This window comes from Achromobacter sp. 77, assembly GCF_020541125.1.
GTDB classification, from domain to species: Bacteria; Pseudomonadota; Gammaproteobacteria; order Burkholderiales; family Burkholderiaceae_B; genus Achromobacter; species Achromobacter mucicolens.
Genome location: NZ_CP059848.1, coordinates 748,251 through 764,946, shown reverse-complemented (window position 1 = coordinate 764,946; position 16,696 = coordinate 748,251). Strand labels below are relative to the sequence as shown.

General features: G+C 56.8%; 6 protein-coding genes, 2 tRNA genes, 6 rRNA genes and 1 other RNA gene. 2 read left to right on the top strand and 13 right to left on the bottom strand.

What is annotated here, in order from left to right; all coding sequences use genetic code 11:
• Nucleotides 1–6: 6 nt before the first annotated feature.
• Nucleotides 7–435, bottom strand: a complete 429-nt coding sequence (mraZ, locus tag H4P35_RS03480; RefSeq protein ID WP_056322651.1) for a division/cell wall cluster transcriptional repressor MraZ — start codon at nt 433–435, stop codon at nt 7–9.
• A 357-nt stretch (nt 436–792) separates the two neighbouring features.
• Nucleotides 793–1,198: RNase P RNA component class A (rnpB, locus tag H4P35_RS03475), an RNA gene on the bottom strand.
• A gap of 128 nt (nt 1,199–1,326) precedes the next feature.
• On the opposite strand from rnpB, the gene H4P35_RS03470 reads away from it, so the two are divergent.
• Nucleotides 1,327–3,153, top strand: coding sequence for an ATP-binding cassette domain-containing protein (locus tag H4P35_RS03470; RefSeq protein ID WP_217618975.1), 1,827 nt, complete (start codon nt 1,327–1,329; stop codon nt 3,151–3,153).
• Between the two features lie 99 nt (nt 3,154–3,252).
• Here H4P35_RS03470 and pyrC read toward each other — a convergent pair whose 3' ends face one another.
• Entirely contained in the window at nt 3,253–4,332 is a 1,080-nt protein-coding gene (gene pyrC, locus H4P35_RS03465) for a dihydroorotase (protein WP_152385416.1), read from the bottom strand.
• Entirely contained in the window at nt 4,328–5,521 is a 1,194-nt protein-coding gene (locus H4P35_RS03460) for a M20 aminoacylase family protein (protein ID WP_056569330.1), read from the bottom strand. The genes pyrC and H4P35_RS03460 overlap by 5 nt, the downstream gene beginning before the upstream one ends.
• Before the next feature lie 147 nt (nt 5,522–5,668).
• Here H4P35_RS03460 and H4P35_RS03455 point away from each other — a divergent pair, with 147 nt between their 5' ends.
• Nucleotides 5,669–5,947 carry an SWIB/MDM2 domain-containing protein gene (locus H4P35_RS03455; protein WP_006217453.1) on the top strand — a complete coding sequence of 93 codons (279 nt, stop codon included), beginning with the start codon at nt 5,669–5,671 and terminating at the stop codon, nt 5,945–5,947.
• A gap of 572 nt (nt 5,948–6,519) precedes the next feature.
• Here H4P35_RS03455 and H4P35_RS03450 read toward each other — a convergent pair.
• The 9 genes from H4P35_RS03450 to H4P35_RS03410 form a co-directional block, all read right to left on the bottom strand.
• Entirely contained in the window at nt 6,520–6,885 is a 366-nt protein-coding gene (locus tag H4P35_RS03450) for a hypothetical protein (protein WP_056320734.1), read from the bottom strand.
• Between the two features lie 162 nt (nt 6,886–7,047).
• A 5S ribosomal RNA gene (rrf, locus tag H4P35_RS03445) occupies nt 7,048–7,160 on the bottom strand.
• Nucleotides 7,161–7,349: 189 nt separating this feature from the next.
• A 5S ribosomal RNA gene (gene rrf, locus H4P35_RS03440) occupies nt 7,350–7,462 on the bottom strand.
• A 203-nt stretch (nt 7,463–7,665) separates the two neighbouring features.
• Nucleotides 7,666–10,550 (bottom strand): 23S ribosomal RNA (locus H4P35_RS03435).
• A gap of 297 nt (nt 10,551–10,847) precedes the next feature.
• Nucleotides 10,848–10,923: transfer RNA gene (locus H4P35_RS03430), tRNA-Ala, on the bottom strand.
• Between the two features lie 24 nt (nt 10,924–10,947).
• A tRNA-Ile gene (locus H4P35_RS03425) sits at nt 10,948–11,024 on the bottom strand.
• A gap of 132 nt (nt 11,025–11,156) precedes the next feature.
• Nucleotides 11,157–12,687 (bottom strand): 16S ribosomal RNA (locus H4P35_RS03420).
• A 641-nt stretch (nt 12,688–13,328) separates the two neighbouring features.
• Nucleotides 13,329–13,441, bottom strand: a 5S ribosomal RNA gene (gene rrf, locus H4P35_RS03415).
• A gap of 203 nt (nt 13,442–13,644) precedes the next feature.
• Nucleotides 13,645–16,529: ribosomal RNA gene (locus tag H4P35_RS03410) — 23S ribosomal RNA — on the bottom strand.
• The 16S, 23S and 5S rRNA genes sit together here with 2 tRNA genes alongside, the layout of an rRNA operon.
• Nucleotides 16,530–16,696 lie beyond the last annotated feature (167 nt).

The following is a 16,696-nucleotide window of genomic DNA, read 5'->3' as shown; positions in this document are numbered from 1 at the left end:
ACTCTTTCAGAACGAAAACTGGTTCAACACGTCCGGCATACCCTTGGCCAAGTCTTCAGCCTCACGGCTGGCCAGGGTAGCGGCGTCCCACAGCTCGAAGTGAGAGCCCAGACCGAGCAGCATCACATCGCGCGTCATACCGGAAGCGTTGCGCAGTTCAGGAGCGATCAGGACCCGGCCGGAGCCGTCCAGTTCCACGTCCTGAGCGTTGCCCAGCAACAGCCGCTGCAGCGCGCGGGCCGTCATGGGAAAAGCCGCGATCTGCTCGCGCTTCTTTTCCCACTCGGGCCGCGGGTACACCAGCAGGCAGCCGTCGGGGTGGCGGGTCAGGGTCAGCCGGCCTTCGGCCTGCGACATGAGCGCGTCACGATGCCGGGTCGGAATCGAGATCCGTCCCTTGGCATCCAGCGTGAGCGCGCTGCTTCCCTGAAACACCACTTTTACCCCACTTAATTGCACAATTTCCTACTATTTCCCACTCTACGGTATGGGCACAGGGGCGGTCAAGCGCGTGGTTGCAATTTTTTCAATCACAACAAGGACTTAGATCAACTTGTAAATACGCAAAAAGAAAAACCTCCCAATAAATCAGGAGGTTGCGACATACTCTAAAAGTCCTACTTCAGAAGTAGCGGCTAATGGGGTCAAGTTACCGTCTGCCGCCCGGTCGATCCTTCCAGTTGGCGAGGCTTCCCGCCGGACAGGCGACCCTGGAAGTGAAAATAAACTGGCGCGGGGGACGCCAGACGGCCGCGCGGCCTCGTCCAGATCCGCGCGCGCCGGCAGAATTCAATGCAAGACGGGTCTATAGGCCGGATTCTGTACGCCAGGTTGCCCTGGCGGACGATCATTCCTCTGCGCGGATCATTGCTGAGCCGCTGTAGCCATCTACCCGCATGCTCGGACGGAGCCGCCCGTCACGGCCGTGAGGCCGCACGCATGCCTATTTGATGTTGCTCCGGATAGAGGTTGCCGCGTTTCACCCTGCGATGCCGCCGCCCGTTGCCGGTCGGCGCAATACGGAGATGGCCGTATCAGTGCGCGCAAAGCGCGCCCGCGCCGCAGTCTCGTCTCTGTGGTCCTATTCCTCAGCCGTGCCCGAGAGCGCGACCGGACGGCCGTTAGCCGTTACCCTGCCCTATGGAGTCCGGACCTTCCTCGATGAGCTCGCACCCACCGCGATCGTCCAACCCGTCTTGCAGCACGTATTCTATTACAGGCGCCCGCTCTGTCCCCCGGGGCGCCCGGCGGCAGCAAGACCGGGGCCTCGCGTTCCTGCGACAATACGCGCTGATCCGCTTAGCTGCCGCAGACACCAACAACCACATGGCCCTCGAAACTCTCATCACCCTGACCGACGTCCAGCTCGCGTATGGGCACCATCCGCTGCTCGACCATGCCGACTTCGCCATCCAGTCCGGCGAACGCATCGGCCTCATCGGCCGCAATGGCGCAGGGAAGTCCTCGCTCCTCAGGCTGCTCGACGGCCGCACGCAGCCAGACGACGGCGCCATCGCCCGCAGCTCCAGCCTGCGCGTGGCCACCGTCGAACAAGAGCCCGAGCTCGACGACAATGCCACGGTGTTCGATGTCGTGTGCAACACGGACGGCGACCACGAAGACTGGCAGCGCCCCTCGCGCGCGCGCGCCGTCATCGAAAAGCTGGGCCTGCCCGCCGATGCGCAGATCGCGGGATTGTCCGGCGGCACCCGCAAGCGCGTCGCCCTCGCCCGCGCCTTGATCGACGAACCGGATCTGCTGCTGCTCGACGAACCCACCAACCATCTGGACTTCGAAGGCATTGCCTGGCTCGAAGACATGCTGCGCGCCTGGAAAGGCGCCGCGGTCATCATCACCCACGACCGCCGCTTCCTGGATGCCGTCACCACCCGCATTGTCGAACTCGACCGCGGCCGTCTCTTGAGCTTTCCCGGCAATTTCTCGCAATGGCAGGAGCGCAAGGCGCAGTGGCTGGAGTCCGAGCGGCTGGAGCAGGCGCGTTTCGACAAACTGCTGGCACAGGAAGAAGTCTGGATCCGCAAGGGCGTGGAAGCGCGCCGCACGCGCAATGAAGGCCGAGTGCGCCGCCTGGAAAGCCTACGTGTGCAGCGCGCCGAACGCCGCGAGCGCGTTGGCAACGTATCGCTGGCGCTGGCCGAAGGCCAACGGTCCGGCAAGCTCGTGGCGGAACTCGAGCACGTCAGCAAGCGGTTCGGCGACAAGATCGTGGTCGACGACTATTCCACAACCCTGCTGCGCGGCGACCGCATTGGCATCATCGGACCCAATGGCGCAGGCAAGACCACTTTGCTCAAACTCATTCTGGGCGAACTGCAACCCGACTCCGGCGCGACCCGCCTGGGCACCAACGTCGCGGTCGCCTACTTCGATCAGATGCGTGCGCAGCTGGACGAAAACGCCTCGCTCGTCGACATCATCAGTCCGGGTAGCGAATGGGTCGAGATCGGCGGGGTGCGCAAGCACGTGATGACCTATCTGGGCGATTTCCTGTTTTCGCCGGCACGCGCTGGCTCGCCCGTGCGCAGCCTGTCGGGCGGCGAACGCGCGCGCCTGTTGCTGGCGCGGCTCTTTGCGCGCCCCGCCAACGTGCTGGTGCTGGACGAGCCCACCAACGACCTGGACATCGAAACGCTGGAACTGCTGGAAGAGCTGCTGCAGGAATATGCCGGCACCGTGCTGCTGGTCAGCCATGACCGCGCCTTCCTCAACAACGTGGTGACTCAGACCATCGCCTACGAAGGCGACGGCCACTGGCGCGATTACGTGGGCGGTTACGACGAGTGGGTTTCACAGCGCCCCGCGCCCGCCACGCCGCAGACCGACGCCGACAAGACTGCCAAGTCCGCCGACGACAATGCCGCTCGTGCGAAGGCCGCGCGCCCCAAGCCTGCGAAGGCGGGCAAGATCAACGCCTGGGACCTGCGCGAACTCGAAGGCCTGCCTGACGCGATCGCCGCGCTCGAGGCCAAGCAGGCGGAACTGGCGGGCAAGCTGGCAGACGGCAGTCTCTATCGCGACGCGCCGGACGAGGTCGAGCGCATCAACGGCGAACTGGCCAAACTGGAAGCCGAACTCGAAGAGAAATTCGCACGCTGGGAACTGCTCGAAGCGCGGCGCGACGGCACACTCTGACAGCACTGCTATATAGAGATGGGCCGCTCGGCGGCCCAAAAAAAGGGGTGAACGGCAAGCCGCTCACCCCTTTTCACGTCGGCTCCAGCCGCAAGGCCCTCAAACGTGGGCGCGCCACTCCAGCGCTTCGCCGGCGGCAAGCGGGACGAGCGTCGTATTGCCGAACGCCAGTTCCTGAGGCACCTGGTAAGTTTCACGCGACAGCGTCAACGTGCCGGTGTTGCGAGGCAGACCATAGAAATCCGGGCCGTGGAAGCTGGCAAACCCTTCCAGCTTGTCGAGCTTGCCTGCCGCCTCGAACGCGGTGGCATACAGCTCCATTGCATGCAGCGCGGTGTAGCAACCCGCGCAGCCGCAGGCATGTTCCTTCAGACCACGCGCGTGCGGCGCGCTATCCGTTCCCAAGAAAAAGCGCGGACTGCCGCTGGTGGCTGCCTCGACCAGCGCAAGACGGTGCGTCTCGCGCTTGAGAATCGGCAGGCAATACCAATGAGGCCGCACGCCGCCCTGGAAGATCGCATTGCGGTTGTAAAGCATATGCTGCGGCGTGATCGTCGCGGCAATCGGACCTTCCGCATCGCGCACGTACTCGGCGCCTTCCTTCGTCGTGATGTGCTCGAACACCACCTTCAATGCCGGAAACGCGCGCCGCAACGGCTTCATCACGCGCTCGACAAAAATGGCCTCGCGGTCGAAGACGTCAATCGACGGATCCGTCACTTCCCCATGCACGAGCAACGGCATCCCACACTTCTGCAAGGCTTCCAGCGCCTTGGTGCACTTGCCCAGCAAATCGGTCACGCCCGCGTCCGAGTTGGTCGTGGCGCCCGCGGGATACAGCTTGACCGCATAGACGTGGCCCGATGCATGCGCGCGCACGATCTCTTCGGCCGGCGTGTTGTCAGTCAGGTAAAGCGTCATCAAGGGCGTGAACGAATCCGGGTTGACGCCCGTCTTCGCAAGCGCTTCCAGAATGCGGTCGCGATAGGCCAACGCCTGCTCCGTCGTCGTGACCGGTGGCTTCAGGTTAGGCATGATGATGGCGCGGGCAAACTGGCGCGCCGTATCGGCAACCACCGCTTCAAGCGCCGCGCCGTCGCGCAAATGCAGATGCCAGTCGTCGGGACGGGTGATGGTGAGTTGAGTCGTGCTTTGAGTAGACATGGAAGGCTTCTTAATCTGCCAGAGGCATGCCCCGTTCGGCCAGTGCGCAGAACATCGCGCTGCCCAGGGGAATGACGGCATCGTTGAAATCGAAATGCGGGTTGTGCAGCAAGCAGCCGGAATCGGCCCCGCCCTGGCCAAGACGGAAATAGGCGCCCGGCTTGGCCTGCAACATGAACGAAAAGTCTTCGGAACCCATCGAGGGTACCAAATCGCGCACCACGTTTTCCTTGCCGATCATCTCGGTTGCGATGTCGGCCACCAAATTGGCGTGCTGAGGAGTGTTCAGGGTCGCGGGGTAGATGCGCTCGTAGACCACTTCGGCGGTGCCGCCGAACGCACCGGCAATTGCGCTCACTAGCTCCCGCATGCGCGTCTCGACCATTTCCTGGACCGACTTGCGGAATGTCCGCACCGTGCCCACCATCCGCGCTTCGCGCGGAATCACGCTCATCGCGCCGGGGTGGCCGGCTTGCACCGAACCGATCGACAGCACCGCCGAATCCAGCGGGTTCACGTTGCGCGACACGATCGTCTGCAACGCCGTGATGATCTGACCCGCGATGGTCACCGGATCGATCGTCTGATAAGGATGCGCCCCGTGTCCGCCTCGACCTGTGATCAGGATCTCGAAGCGATCGGCAGCCGCCATCATCGGCCCCGGGTTGATGCCGATGGTGCCCGGTTTCAGGCCCGGCCAGTTGTGCAAGGCGTAGATTGCATCGCACGGAAAGGTGTCAAACAGGCCGTCCTCAAGCATGGCGCGTGCCCCGCCGCGCCCTTCTTCCGCTGGTTGAAAGATCAACACGGCCGTGCCATCAAAATTGCGCGTCTGCGCCAGGTACTTGGCCGCGCCGATCAACACCGCCGTATGGCCGTCGTGACCGCAGCCGTGCATGAGTCCCGGCTTGGTCGACTTGTGCCCGAACGTGTTGTCCTCGGTCATGGGCAACGCGTCCATGTCGGCGCGCAATCCGATCATGCGGCCGCTGTCGCACCGTTTGCCACGGATCACGCCCACCACACCGGTCTTGCCGATCCCGCGGTGCACCTCGATGCCCAACGCTTCCAGCGCACCGGCGACGATGCCCGACGTGCGGACTTCTTCAAAACCCAATTCCGGATGAGCATGCAAATCGCGCCGAAGCGCCGTCAATTCGTCATGAAAAAGCCGAATCGATTCCAACGGAGAACGTGCGTACATAGGACGTTACAGAATGACGTGATAGAGGGGACGGTCGGTGCATTTTAGTTGCTACAGAGGATAAATGCCTTTGTCTTTACTGGAGAGACACGTTATGCTCCGGCCGCAGGACAATTTTTCCAACAGCCAGAGAAGGAGCGCCGCATTATGGCCACAACCTCCAAACCCGCGACCGCGCGCAAGCCGAACGCTGCATTCATGAAGCCGCTGACCCCCAGCGCCGAATTGGCCGCTGTCATCGGCTCGGAAGCCGTGCCGCGTACCGAGGTCACCAAGAAGATCTGGGAATACATCAAGAAGCACAACCTGCAAGATGCCAGCAACAAGCGCAACATCAACGCCGATGCCAAGCTGCGCCCGATCTTCGGCAAGGATCAGGTCACGATGTTCGAACTGACCAAACTGGTCAACGCACATCTGAAGTAAGCAGGCAAAGGGCGTACGGCGTACGTCCCTGCCTTTGGATTGTCGCGACGCCCTGGCTTCAGGCCGGGCGAGCTCAACGCCACCAAGCAAGCCCCCCTCGCAGTGCCTCATCGCCACGTTCGTGGATATTCCCGCTTGAATTGAAAAGCCAGTTCGCCTGGTCTGACGTGCCGCTGCATGCCTGCACGCCGCGCTTCCTTACCCGCGTCACCAACTGCGCTCATGCCGCACGCCGACAGACACACGAGGCGCCGCTGAACGCGCTACACGGCGCCCTCGCCGACCGCAAGGCCAAGCCGCGCTGGCGCACCGCCAGCCATCGTGTCACGCCGGCGCCCGCAGCTATCCCGCACCGCAGCTTGACACCGCGTCACATCGAAGCTCGACGCACTCACGGCAACGACACCTCAACGACACCTCAACGACACCTCAACGACACCTCAACGACGTATCCACAGCCTTGCCGCTGATCGCACCCTGAAGGTGGGCAGCTGGTGGGCATCACCCCACACGCTCATGCCATGCAAAAAGGCCGGCATCGCTGCCGGCCTTTCCAGCGGTACTACCAGTACTCACGCGTAAGACGTGGGCGCGCCACCTTCCAGCAACGACAGCCAGCCACGAATCAGGCGATAGAGCACCCACACGATGGTTGCGGCCACGCCAATCCATCCGATGAAGATGAGGGTCGCGATCCCGCTGATGGCCAGCCACAGCAACGCCCACCAGAACGTGCGCAGAAGCCAGTCAAAATGAGCGGCGTACACGGTGCCTGCGGCGTCCGATCGCTTGAGATACATGAGCACCACAGCCGCAATCGTGGCGATGCCCAGAAATCCACTCGTCAGAAAGCCCAAGGCATACAAGCCATAGGCCACGTGGGTCAACGTGCGAAGGTCCAATGTCGTACCGGGCACGGGGGTCTGGGGTTCACTCACGATAACGCTCCAACGAATTGACTCGAACAATCTTACCGCACAAAGCCACCCCACCCACGGCCGTTGTTATTTGTGCACATCCAACATTGGCGCGGCTCGCAGGCCGACTGGAGCGCCAAAGACAAAGCCCCACCGGATACCGGTGGGGCTTTGAGGATAAGAGCTTGACGATGACCTACTTTCACAGACGTCCGTCCACTATCATCGGCGCAAAGGCGTTTCACTGTCCTGTTCGGGATGGGAAGGAGTGGGACCACCTTGCTATGGTCGTCAAGCGTAACTGCTTGAGCAGTTGACACAACGGTCAACCGTTCGAATCTGGGGTACTGCAACGCGAACCTGACGCCCGCTTGTACTAAAAGGTTCGCAGCTCTCGCCGCAACCCACCTCTTGCCGCAACCGGCAGGGCTCTCACTAAAGACAAAACCCCGCAGGGGATACCTGCGGGGTTTTGAGCAATAAAAGCCTGACGATGACCTACTTTCACAGACGTCCGTCCACTATCATCGGCGCAAAGGCGTTTCACTGTCCTGTTCGGGATGGGAAGGAGTGGGACCACCTTGCTATGGTCGTCAGGCGTAACTGGTTGAGCAGTTGCGGGTTAGGCAACAGCTCCAATCTTGGAAGAAGCGCAACGCGTGGCGATCAGAGCCTGGGGCTCGATGATCAGCGCACGGTGGGGTGTAATTGTGTTGGCTGGCTGCTGACGGTGCAGCCAGTATTTTGTATTGAACGACACTTGGAACGCTATATCACCAGGTCAATAACCATCAGTGTTATAGGATCAAGCCTCACGGGCAATTAGTATCGGTTAGCTTAACGCATTACTGCGCTTCCACACCCGACCTATCAACGTCCTGGTCTCGAACGACCCTTCAGGGGGATCAAGTCCCCGGGATACCTAATCTTCAGACGAGTTTCCCGCTTAGATGCCTTCAGCGGTTATCTCTTCCGTACTTAGCTACCCGGCAATGCCATTGGCATGACAACCGGTACACCAGAGGTACGTCCACTCCGGTCCTCTCGTACTAGGAGCAGGCTCCGTCAAGTATCCAACGCCCACGGCAGATAGGGACCAAACTGTCTCACGACGTTTTAAACCCAGCTCACGTACCTCTTTAAATGGCGAACAGCCATACCCTTGGGACCGGCTACAGCCCCAGGATGAGATGAGCCGACATCGAGGTGCCAAACACCGCCGTCGATATGAACTCTTGGGCGGTATCAGCCTGTTATCCCCAGAGTACCTTTTATCCGTTGAGCGATGGCCCTTCCATTCAGAACCACCGGATCACTATGTCCTGCTTTCGCACCTGTTCGACTTGTCAGTCTCACAGTCAAGCACGCTTATGCCATTGCACTATCAGCACGATTTCCGACCGTACCTAGCGTACCTTCGAACTCCTCCGTTACACTTTGGGAGGAGACCGCCCCAGTCAAACTGCCCACCATGCACTGTCCCCGATCCGGATAACGGACCAAGGTTAGAACCGCAAACAAACCAGGGTGGTATTTCAAGGATGGCTCCACGTGATCTAGCGACCACGCTTCAAAGCCTCCCACCTATCCTACACAGGCCGGTTCACAGTCCAATGCAAAGCTACAGTAAAGGTTCATGGGGTCTTTCCGTCTAGCCGCGGGTAGATTGCATCATCACAAACACTTCAACTTCGCTGAGTCTCAGGAGGAGACAGTGTGGCCATCGTTACGCCATTCGTGCAGGTCGGAACTTACCCGACAAGGAATTTCGCTACCTTAGGACCGTTATAGTTACGGCCGCCGTTTACCGGGGCTTCGATCAAGAGCTTGCACCCCATCACTTAACCTTCCGGCACCGGGCAGGCGTCACACCCTATACGTCGACTTTCGTCTTTGCAGAGTGCTGTGTTTTTAATAAACAGTCGCAGCCACCGATTCTCTGCGACCCCATCATGCTAAGCGCGCAGGCGCTTCACACTACCGGGGTATACCTTCTCCCGAAGTTACGGTATCAATTTGCCGAGTTCCTTCTCCTGAGTTCTCTCAAGCGCCTTGGAATATTCATCCCGTCCACCTGTGTCGGTTTGCGGTACGGTCTCGTACAGCTGAAGCTTAGAGGCTTTTCTTGGAACCACTTCCGATCACTTCGCAAGCAATGCTCGCTCGTGCCACACCCTTGATTTACGCGCCCGGATTTGCCTAAGCGCCATCTTCGATGCAGCAACAGGGACATCCAACACCCTGATGATTTTCCGCGATCCGTCCCCCCATCGCACTGTACGACGGTGCTGGAATATTAACCAGCTTCCCATCAGCTACGCATCTCTGCCTCGCCTTAGGGGCCGACTCACCCTGCGCCGATGAACGTTGCGCAGGAAACCTTGGACTTACGGCGAGGGGGCTTTTCACCCCCTTTATCGCTACTCATGTCAGCATTCGCACTTCTGATACCTCCAGCAGCCTTTACAAGCCACCTTCGCAGGCTTACAGAACGCTCTCCTACCGCGTGCACTAAAAGTGCACACCCGCAGCTTCGGTTTATCGCTTAGCCCCGTTACATCTTCCGCGCAGGACGACTCGATCAGTGAGCTATTACGCTTTCTTTAAAGGATGGCTGCTTCTAAGCCAACCTCCTGACTGTCTATGCCTTCCCACTTCGTTTCCCACTTAGCGATAATTCGGGACCTTAGCTGGCGGTCTGGGTTGTTTCCCTCTTGAGTCCGGACGTTAGCACCCGGTGCTCTGTCTCCCAAGCTGTACTTGCGGGTATTCGGAGTTTGCCATAGTTTGGTAAGTCGCCATGACCCCCTAGCTATAACAGTGCTCTACCCCCCGCAGTAATACTTGAGGCACTACCTAAATAGTTTTCGGAGAGAACCAGCTATTTCCAGATTTGTTTAGCCTTTCACCCCTATCCACAGCTCATCCCCTAATTTTTCAACATTAGTGGGTTCGGTCCTCCAGCACGTGTTACCGTGCCTTCAACCTGGCCATGGATAGATCATCTGGTTTCGGGTCTACACCCAGCGACTAAATCGCCCTATTCGGACTCGCTTTCGCTACGGCTTCCCTATTCGGTTAACCTTGCCACTGAATGTAAGTCGCTGACCCATTATACAAAAGGTACGCAGTCACCCCACAAGGAGGCTCCTACTGTTTGTATGCATACGGTTTCAGGATCTATTTCACTCCCCTTCCGGGGTTCTTTTCGCCTTTCCCTCACGGTACTGGTTCACTATCGGTCGATCACGAGTATTTAGCCTTGGAGGATGGTCCCCCCATCTTCAAACAGGATTTCACGTGTCCCGCCCTACTTGTCTTACGCTTAGTTCCACACACAGAATTTCGTCTACAGGGCTATCACCTGCTACGGCCGGACTTTCCATTCCGTTCGACTATCCTGCGCGCTAAAACGTAAAGGCTCATCCGATTTCGCTCGCCACTACTTTCGGAATCTCGGTTGATTTCTTTTCCTCGAGCTACTGAGATGTTTCAGTTCACCCGGTTCGCTTCCACTAGCCTATGTATTCAGCTAGGGATACTGCATTGCTGCAGTGGGTTTCCCCATTCGGACATCTGCGGATCAAAGCTTGTTTGCCAGCTCCCCGCAGCTTTTCGCAGGCTACTACGTCCTTCATCGCCTGTGATCGCCAAGGCATCCACCATATGCACTTAGTCGCTTGATCCTATAACGCTGTAGGCTATAGGACCTGAGTATTAGCGTTTGTGCCGTTCATAAGTTTCAAAGCAGTCTGAGGCTTATCACCTCAGTCTTGAGAACTTGGAACAAAAAATAATGCAATCACAACCCGTGCCCATCTTCATCAGCAACGCTGATTACTTGATGAACACATTTTCGTTGTGCTTCTTCCAGATTGTTAAAGAACAAATATAGCTGTTGGGTAAAACCCAACTCATAACGTCGTGACTGACGACACTATGAGTTGGCCTCTACATCGCCACCGGCGATCAATGAGAATCAATGGTGGAGGTGAACGGGATCGAACCGATGACATCCTGCTTGCAAAGCAGGCGCTCTCCCAGCTGAGCTACACCCCCATATTTCGCTTGCCGCGAAATACCTGGTGGGTCTGGTTGGATTCGAACCAACGACCCCCGCCTTATCAAGACGGTGCTCTAACCGACTGAGCTACAGACCCAAAACCTTCTCGGATCAGTAGTCAGGAAGCTGAAGACCTAGGGAAGATTCCCTCGACCCAAGCCTACAACTGATCCCAGCTATATCAAACAACCGATAAGAGTGGACGCTTAACACGAGCACGTAAGCTCTGAAAGGAGGTGATCCAGCCGCACCTTCCGATACGGCTACCTTGTTACGACTTCACCCCAGTCATGAATCCTACCGTGGTAATCGCCCTCCTTACGGTTAGGCTAACTACTTCTGGTAAAACCCACTCCCATGGTGTGACGGGCGGTGTGTACAAGACCCGGGAACGTATTCACCGCGACATGCTGATCCGCGATTACTAGCGATTCCGACTTCACGCAGTCGAGTTGCAGACTGCGATCCGGACTACGATCGGGTTTCTGGGATTGGCTCCCCCTCGCGGGTTGGCGACCCTCTGTCCCGACCATTGTATGACGTGTGAAGCCCTACCCATAAGGGCCATGAGGACTTGACGTCATCCCCACCTTCCTCCGGTTTGTCACCGGCAGTCTCATTAGAGTGCCCTTTCGTAGCAACTAATGACAAGGGTTGCGCTCGTTGCGGGACTTAACCCAACATCTCACGACACGAGCTGACGACAGCCATGCAGCACCTGTGTTCCGGTTCTCTTGCGAGCACTACCAAATCTCTTCGGCATTCCAGACATGTCAAGGGTAGGTAAGGTTTTTCGCGTTGCATCGAATTAATCCACATCATCCACCGCTTGTGCGGGTCCCCGTCAATTCCTTTGAGTTTTAATCTTGCGACCGTACTCCCCAGGCGGTCAACTTCACGCGTTAGCTGCGCTACCAAGGCCCGAAGGCCCCAACAGCTAGTTGACATCGTTTAGGGCGTGGACTACCAGGGTATCTAATCCTGTTTGCTCCCCACGCTTTCGTGCATGAGCGTCAGTGTTATCCCAGGAGGCTGCCTTCGCCATCGGTGTTCCTCCGCATATCTACGCATTTCACTGCTACACGCGGAATTCCACCTCCCTCTGACACACTCTAGCTCGGTAGTTAAAAATGCAGTTCCAAAGTTAAGCTCTGGGATTTCACATCTTTCTTTCCGAACCGCCTGCGCACGCTTTACGCCCAGTAATTCCGATTAACGCTTGCACCCTACGTATTACCGCGGCTGCTGGCACGTAGTTAGCCGGTGCTTATTCTGCAGGTACCGTCAGTTTCCCGGGGTATTAACCCGGAACGTTTCTTTCCTGCCAAAAGTGCTTTACAACCCGAAGGCCTTCATCGCACACGCGGGATGGCTGGATCAGGGTTTCCCCCATTGTCCAAAATTCCCCACTGCTGCCTCCCGTAGGAGTCTGGGCCGTGTCTCAGTCCCAGTGTGGCTGGTCGTCCTCTCAAACCAGCTACGGATCGTCGCCTTGGTGAGCCGTTACCCCACCAACTAGCTAATCCGATATCGGCCGCTCTAATAGTGCAAGGTCTTGCGATCCCCTGCTTTCCCCCGTAGGGCGTATGCGGTATTAGCTACGCTTTCGCGTAGTTATCCCCCGCTACTAGGCACGTTCCGATACATTACTCACCCGTTCGCCACTCGCCACCAGACCGAAGTCCGTGCTGCCGTTCGACTTGCATGTGTAAGGCATCCCGCTAGCGTTCAATCTGAGCCAGGATCAAACTCTTCAGTTTAATCTCTGTATTTGTTTCGTATTCTTGGTCTGAATAAATCCAAACCAGGTCATACGTCGCTACTCAAAGGAAGTGAGGTATGTTCTTAAACTTGACGTCTAAGGTACTTCACTTCTAGTGAGCACTTGATTTCTTGTGCTTGCGATAAGGCCGAAACCTAATCGCTGCACTCGCATCAAGCGCCCACACTTATCGGTTGTTTAGTTGTTAAAGAGCGGTACTGCTAAATTCCGTACTACTGGTTTCTGCCCTCAACTTCGGCTAACTTCGCTTTTGCGTCGTCGCTGTCGTTGCAGCAGAGAAACGAGATTATGAAGCAGTTTTTATCGCTTGTCAAGTCAGCTTCGCTTTTGCTTTACGCCGTTGCGTCACTTACTTGCGGCGACTTCTTCAGGTCTCGCCAGGACTTTCGTCCTGCCCTAGCAGCTATCGAAATGTCAGGATAAACCCTGATCTTTCGGTAGCAGCCAAGCCCGTAACTATATCACCATTTTTGCAGCGATTGCAACCGGCTTCTGCCTAATTTGCACTCCGTCCTGCATCGCCGCCGAGCTGGAGAATCTCCTTCGGCGGCATGGAACATAGGTTCTCACTAAAAACAAACCCCCACAGGCTTACCTGTGGGGGTTTGCGCAATAAAAGCCTGACGATGACCTACTTTCACAGACGTCCGTCCACTATCATCGGCGCAAAGGCGTTTCACTGTCCTGTTCGGGATGGGAAGGAGTGGGACCACCTTGCTATGGTCGTCAGGCGTAACTGGTTGAGCAGTTGCGGGTTAGGCAACAGCTCCAATCTTGGAAGAAGCGCAACGCGTGGCGATCAGAGCCTGGGGCTCGATGATCAGCGCACGGTGGGGTGTAATTGTGTTGGCTGGCTGCTGACGGTGCAGCCAGTATTTTGTATTGAACGACACTTGGAACGCTATATCACCAGGTCAATAACCATCAGTGTTATAGGATCAAGCCTCACGGGCAATTAGTATCGGTTAGCTTAACGCATTACTGCGCTTCCACACCCGACCTATCAACGTCCTGGTCTCGAACGACCCTTCAGGGGGATCAAGTCCCCGGGATACCTAATCTTCAGACGAGTTTCCCGCTTAGATGCCTTCAGCGGTTATCTCTTCCGTACTTAGCTACCCGGCAATGCCATTGGCATGACAACCGGTACACCAGAGGTACGTCCACTCCGGTCCTCTCGTACTAGGAGCAGGCTCCGTCAAGTATCCAACGCCCACGGCAGATAGGGACCAAACTGTCTCACGACGTTTTAAACCCAGCTCACGTACCTCTTTAAATGGCGAACAGCCATACCCTTGGGACCGGCTACAGCCCCAGGATGAGATGAGCCGACATCGAGGTGCCAAACACCGCCGTCGATATGAACTCTTGGGCGGTATCAGCCTGTTATCCCCAGAGTACCTTTTATCCGTTGAGCGATGGCCCTTCCATTCAGAACCACCGGATCACTATGTCCTGCTTTCGCACCTGTTCGACTTGTCAGTCTCACAGTCAAGCACGCTTATGCCATTGCACTATCAGCACGATTTCCGACCGTACCTAGCGTACCTTCGAACTCCTCCGTTACACTTTGGGAGGAGACCGCCCCAGTCAAACTGCCCACCATGCACTGTCCCCGATCCGGATAACGGACCAAGGTTAGAACCGCAAACAAACCAGGGTGGTATTTCAAGGATGGCTCCACGTGATCTAGCGACCACGCTTCAAAGCCTCCCACCTATCCTACACAGGCCGGTTCACAGTCCAATGCAAAGCTACAGTAAAGGTTCATGGGGTCTTTCCGTCTAGCCGCGGGTAGATTGCATCATCACAAACACTTCAACTTCGCTGAGTCTCAGGAGGAGACAGTGTGGCCATCGTTACGCCATTCGTGCAGGTCGGAACTTACCCGACAAGGAATTTCGCTACCTTAGGACCGTTATAGTTACGGCCGCCGTTTACCGGGGCTTCGATCAAGAGCTTGCACCCCATCACTTAACCTTCCGGCACCGGGCAGGCGTCACACCCTATACGTCGACTTTCGTCTTTGCAGAGTGCTGTGTTTTTAATAAACAGTCGCAGCCACCGATTCTCTGCGACCCCATCATGCTAAGCGCGCAGGCGCTTCACACTACCGGGGTATACCTTCTCCCGAAGTTACGGTATCAATTTGCCGAGTTCCTTCTCCTGAGTTCTCTCAAGCGCCTTGGAATATTCATCCCGTCCACCTGTGTCGGTTTGCGGTACGGTCTCGTACAGCTGAAGCTTAGAGGCTTTTCTTGGAACCACTTCCGATCACTTCGCAAGCAATGCTCGCTCGTGCCACACCCTTGATTTACGCGCCCGGATTTGCCTAAGCGCCATCTTCGATGCAGCAACAGGGACATCCAACACCCTGATGATTTTCCGCGATCCGTCCCCCCATCGCACTGTACGACGGTGCTGGAATATTAACCAGCTTCCCATCAGCTACGCATCTCTGCCTCGCCTTAGGGGCCGACTCACCCTGCGCCGATGAACGTTGCGCAGGAAACCTTGGACTTACGGCGAGGGGGCTTTTCACCCCCTTTATCGCTACTCATGTCAGCATTCGCACTTCTGATACCTCCAGCAGCCTTTACAAGCCACCTTCGCAGGCTTACAGAACGCTCTCCTACCGCGTGCACTAAAAGTGCACACCCGCAGCTTCGGTTTATCGCTTAGCCCCGTTACATCTTCCGCGCAGGACGACTCGATCAGTGAGCTATTACGCTTTCTTTAAAGGATGGCTGCTTCTAAGCCAACCTCCTGACTGTCTATGCCTTCCCACTTCGTTTCCCACTTAGCGATAATTCGGGACCTTAGCTGGCGGTCTGGGTTGTTTCCCTCTTGAGTCCGGACGTTAGCACCCGGTGCTCTGTCTCCCAAGCTGTACTTGCGGGTATTCGGAGTTTGCCATAGTTTGGTAAGTCGCCATGACCCCCTAGCTATAACAGTGCTCTACCCCCCGCAGTAATACTTGAGGCACTACCTAAATAGTTTTCGGAGAGAACCAGCTATTTCCAGATTTGTTTAGCCTTTCACCCCTATCCACAGCTCATCCCCTAATTTTTCAACATTAGTGGGTTCGGTCCTCCAGCACGTGTTACCGTGCCTTCAACCTGGCCATGGATAGATCATCTGGTTTCGGGTCTACACCCAGCGACTAAATCGCCCTATTCGGACTCGCTTTCGCTACGGCTTCCCTATTCGGTTAACCTTGCCACTGAATGTAAGTCGCTGACCCATTATACAAAAGGTACGCAGTCACCCCACAAGGAGGCTCCTACTGTTTGTATGCATACGGTTTCAGGATCTATTTCACTCCCCTTCCGGGGTTCTTTTCGCCTTTCCCTCACGGTACTGGTTCACTATCGGTCGATCACGAGTATTTAGCCTTGGAGGATGGTCCCCCCATCTTCAAACAGGATTTCACGTGTCCCGCCCTACTTGTCTTACGCTTAGTTCCACACACAGAATTTCGTCTACAGGGCTATCACCTGCTACGGCCGGACTTTCCATTCCGTTCGACTATCCTGCGCGCTAAAACGTAAAGGCTCATCCGATTTCGCTCGCCACTACTTTCGGAATCTCGGTTGATTTCTTTTCCTCGAGCTACTGAGATGTTTCAGTTCACCCGGTTCGCTTCCACTAGCCTATGTATTCAGCTAGGGATACTGCATTGCTGCAGTGGGTTTCCCCATTCGGACATCTGCGGATCAAAGCTTGTTTGCCAGCTCCCCGCAGCTTTTCGCAGGCTACTACGTCCTTCATCGCCTGTGATCGCCAAGGCATCCACCATATGCACTTAGTCGCTTGATCCTATAACGCTGTAGGCTATAGGACCTGAGTATTAGCGTTTGTGCCGTTCATAAGTTTCAAAGCAGTCTGAGGCTTATCACCTCAGTCTTGAGAACTTGGAACAAAAAATAATGCAATCACAACCCGTGCCCATCTTCATCAGCAACGCTGATTACTTGATGAACACA

What these genes read in the sequence shown, in the direction of transcription:
- H4P35_RS03470 (WP_217618975.1), top strand. Translation starts at nt 1,327, where the DNA reads ATGGCCCTCGAAACTCTCATCACCCTGACCGACGTCCAGCTCGCGTAT.
- H4P35_RS03460 (WP_056569330.1), bottom strand. Translation starts at nt 5,521, where the DNA reads ATGTACGCACGTTCTCCGTTGGAATCGATTCGGCTTTTTCATGACGAA.
- H4P35_RS03455 (WP_006217453.1), top strand. Translation starts at nt 5,669, where the DNA reads ATGGCCACAACCTCCAAACCCGCGACCGCGCGCAAGCCGAACGCTGCA.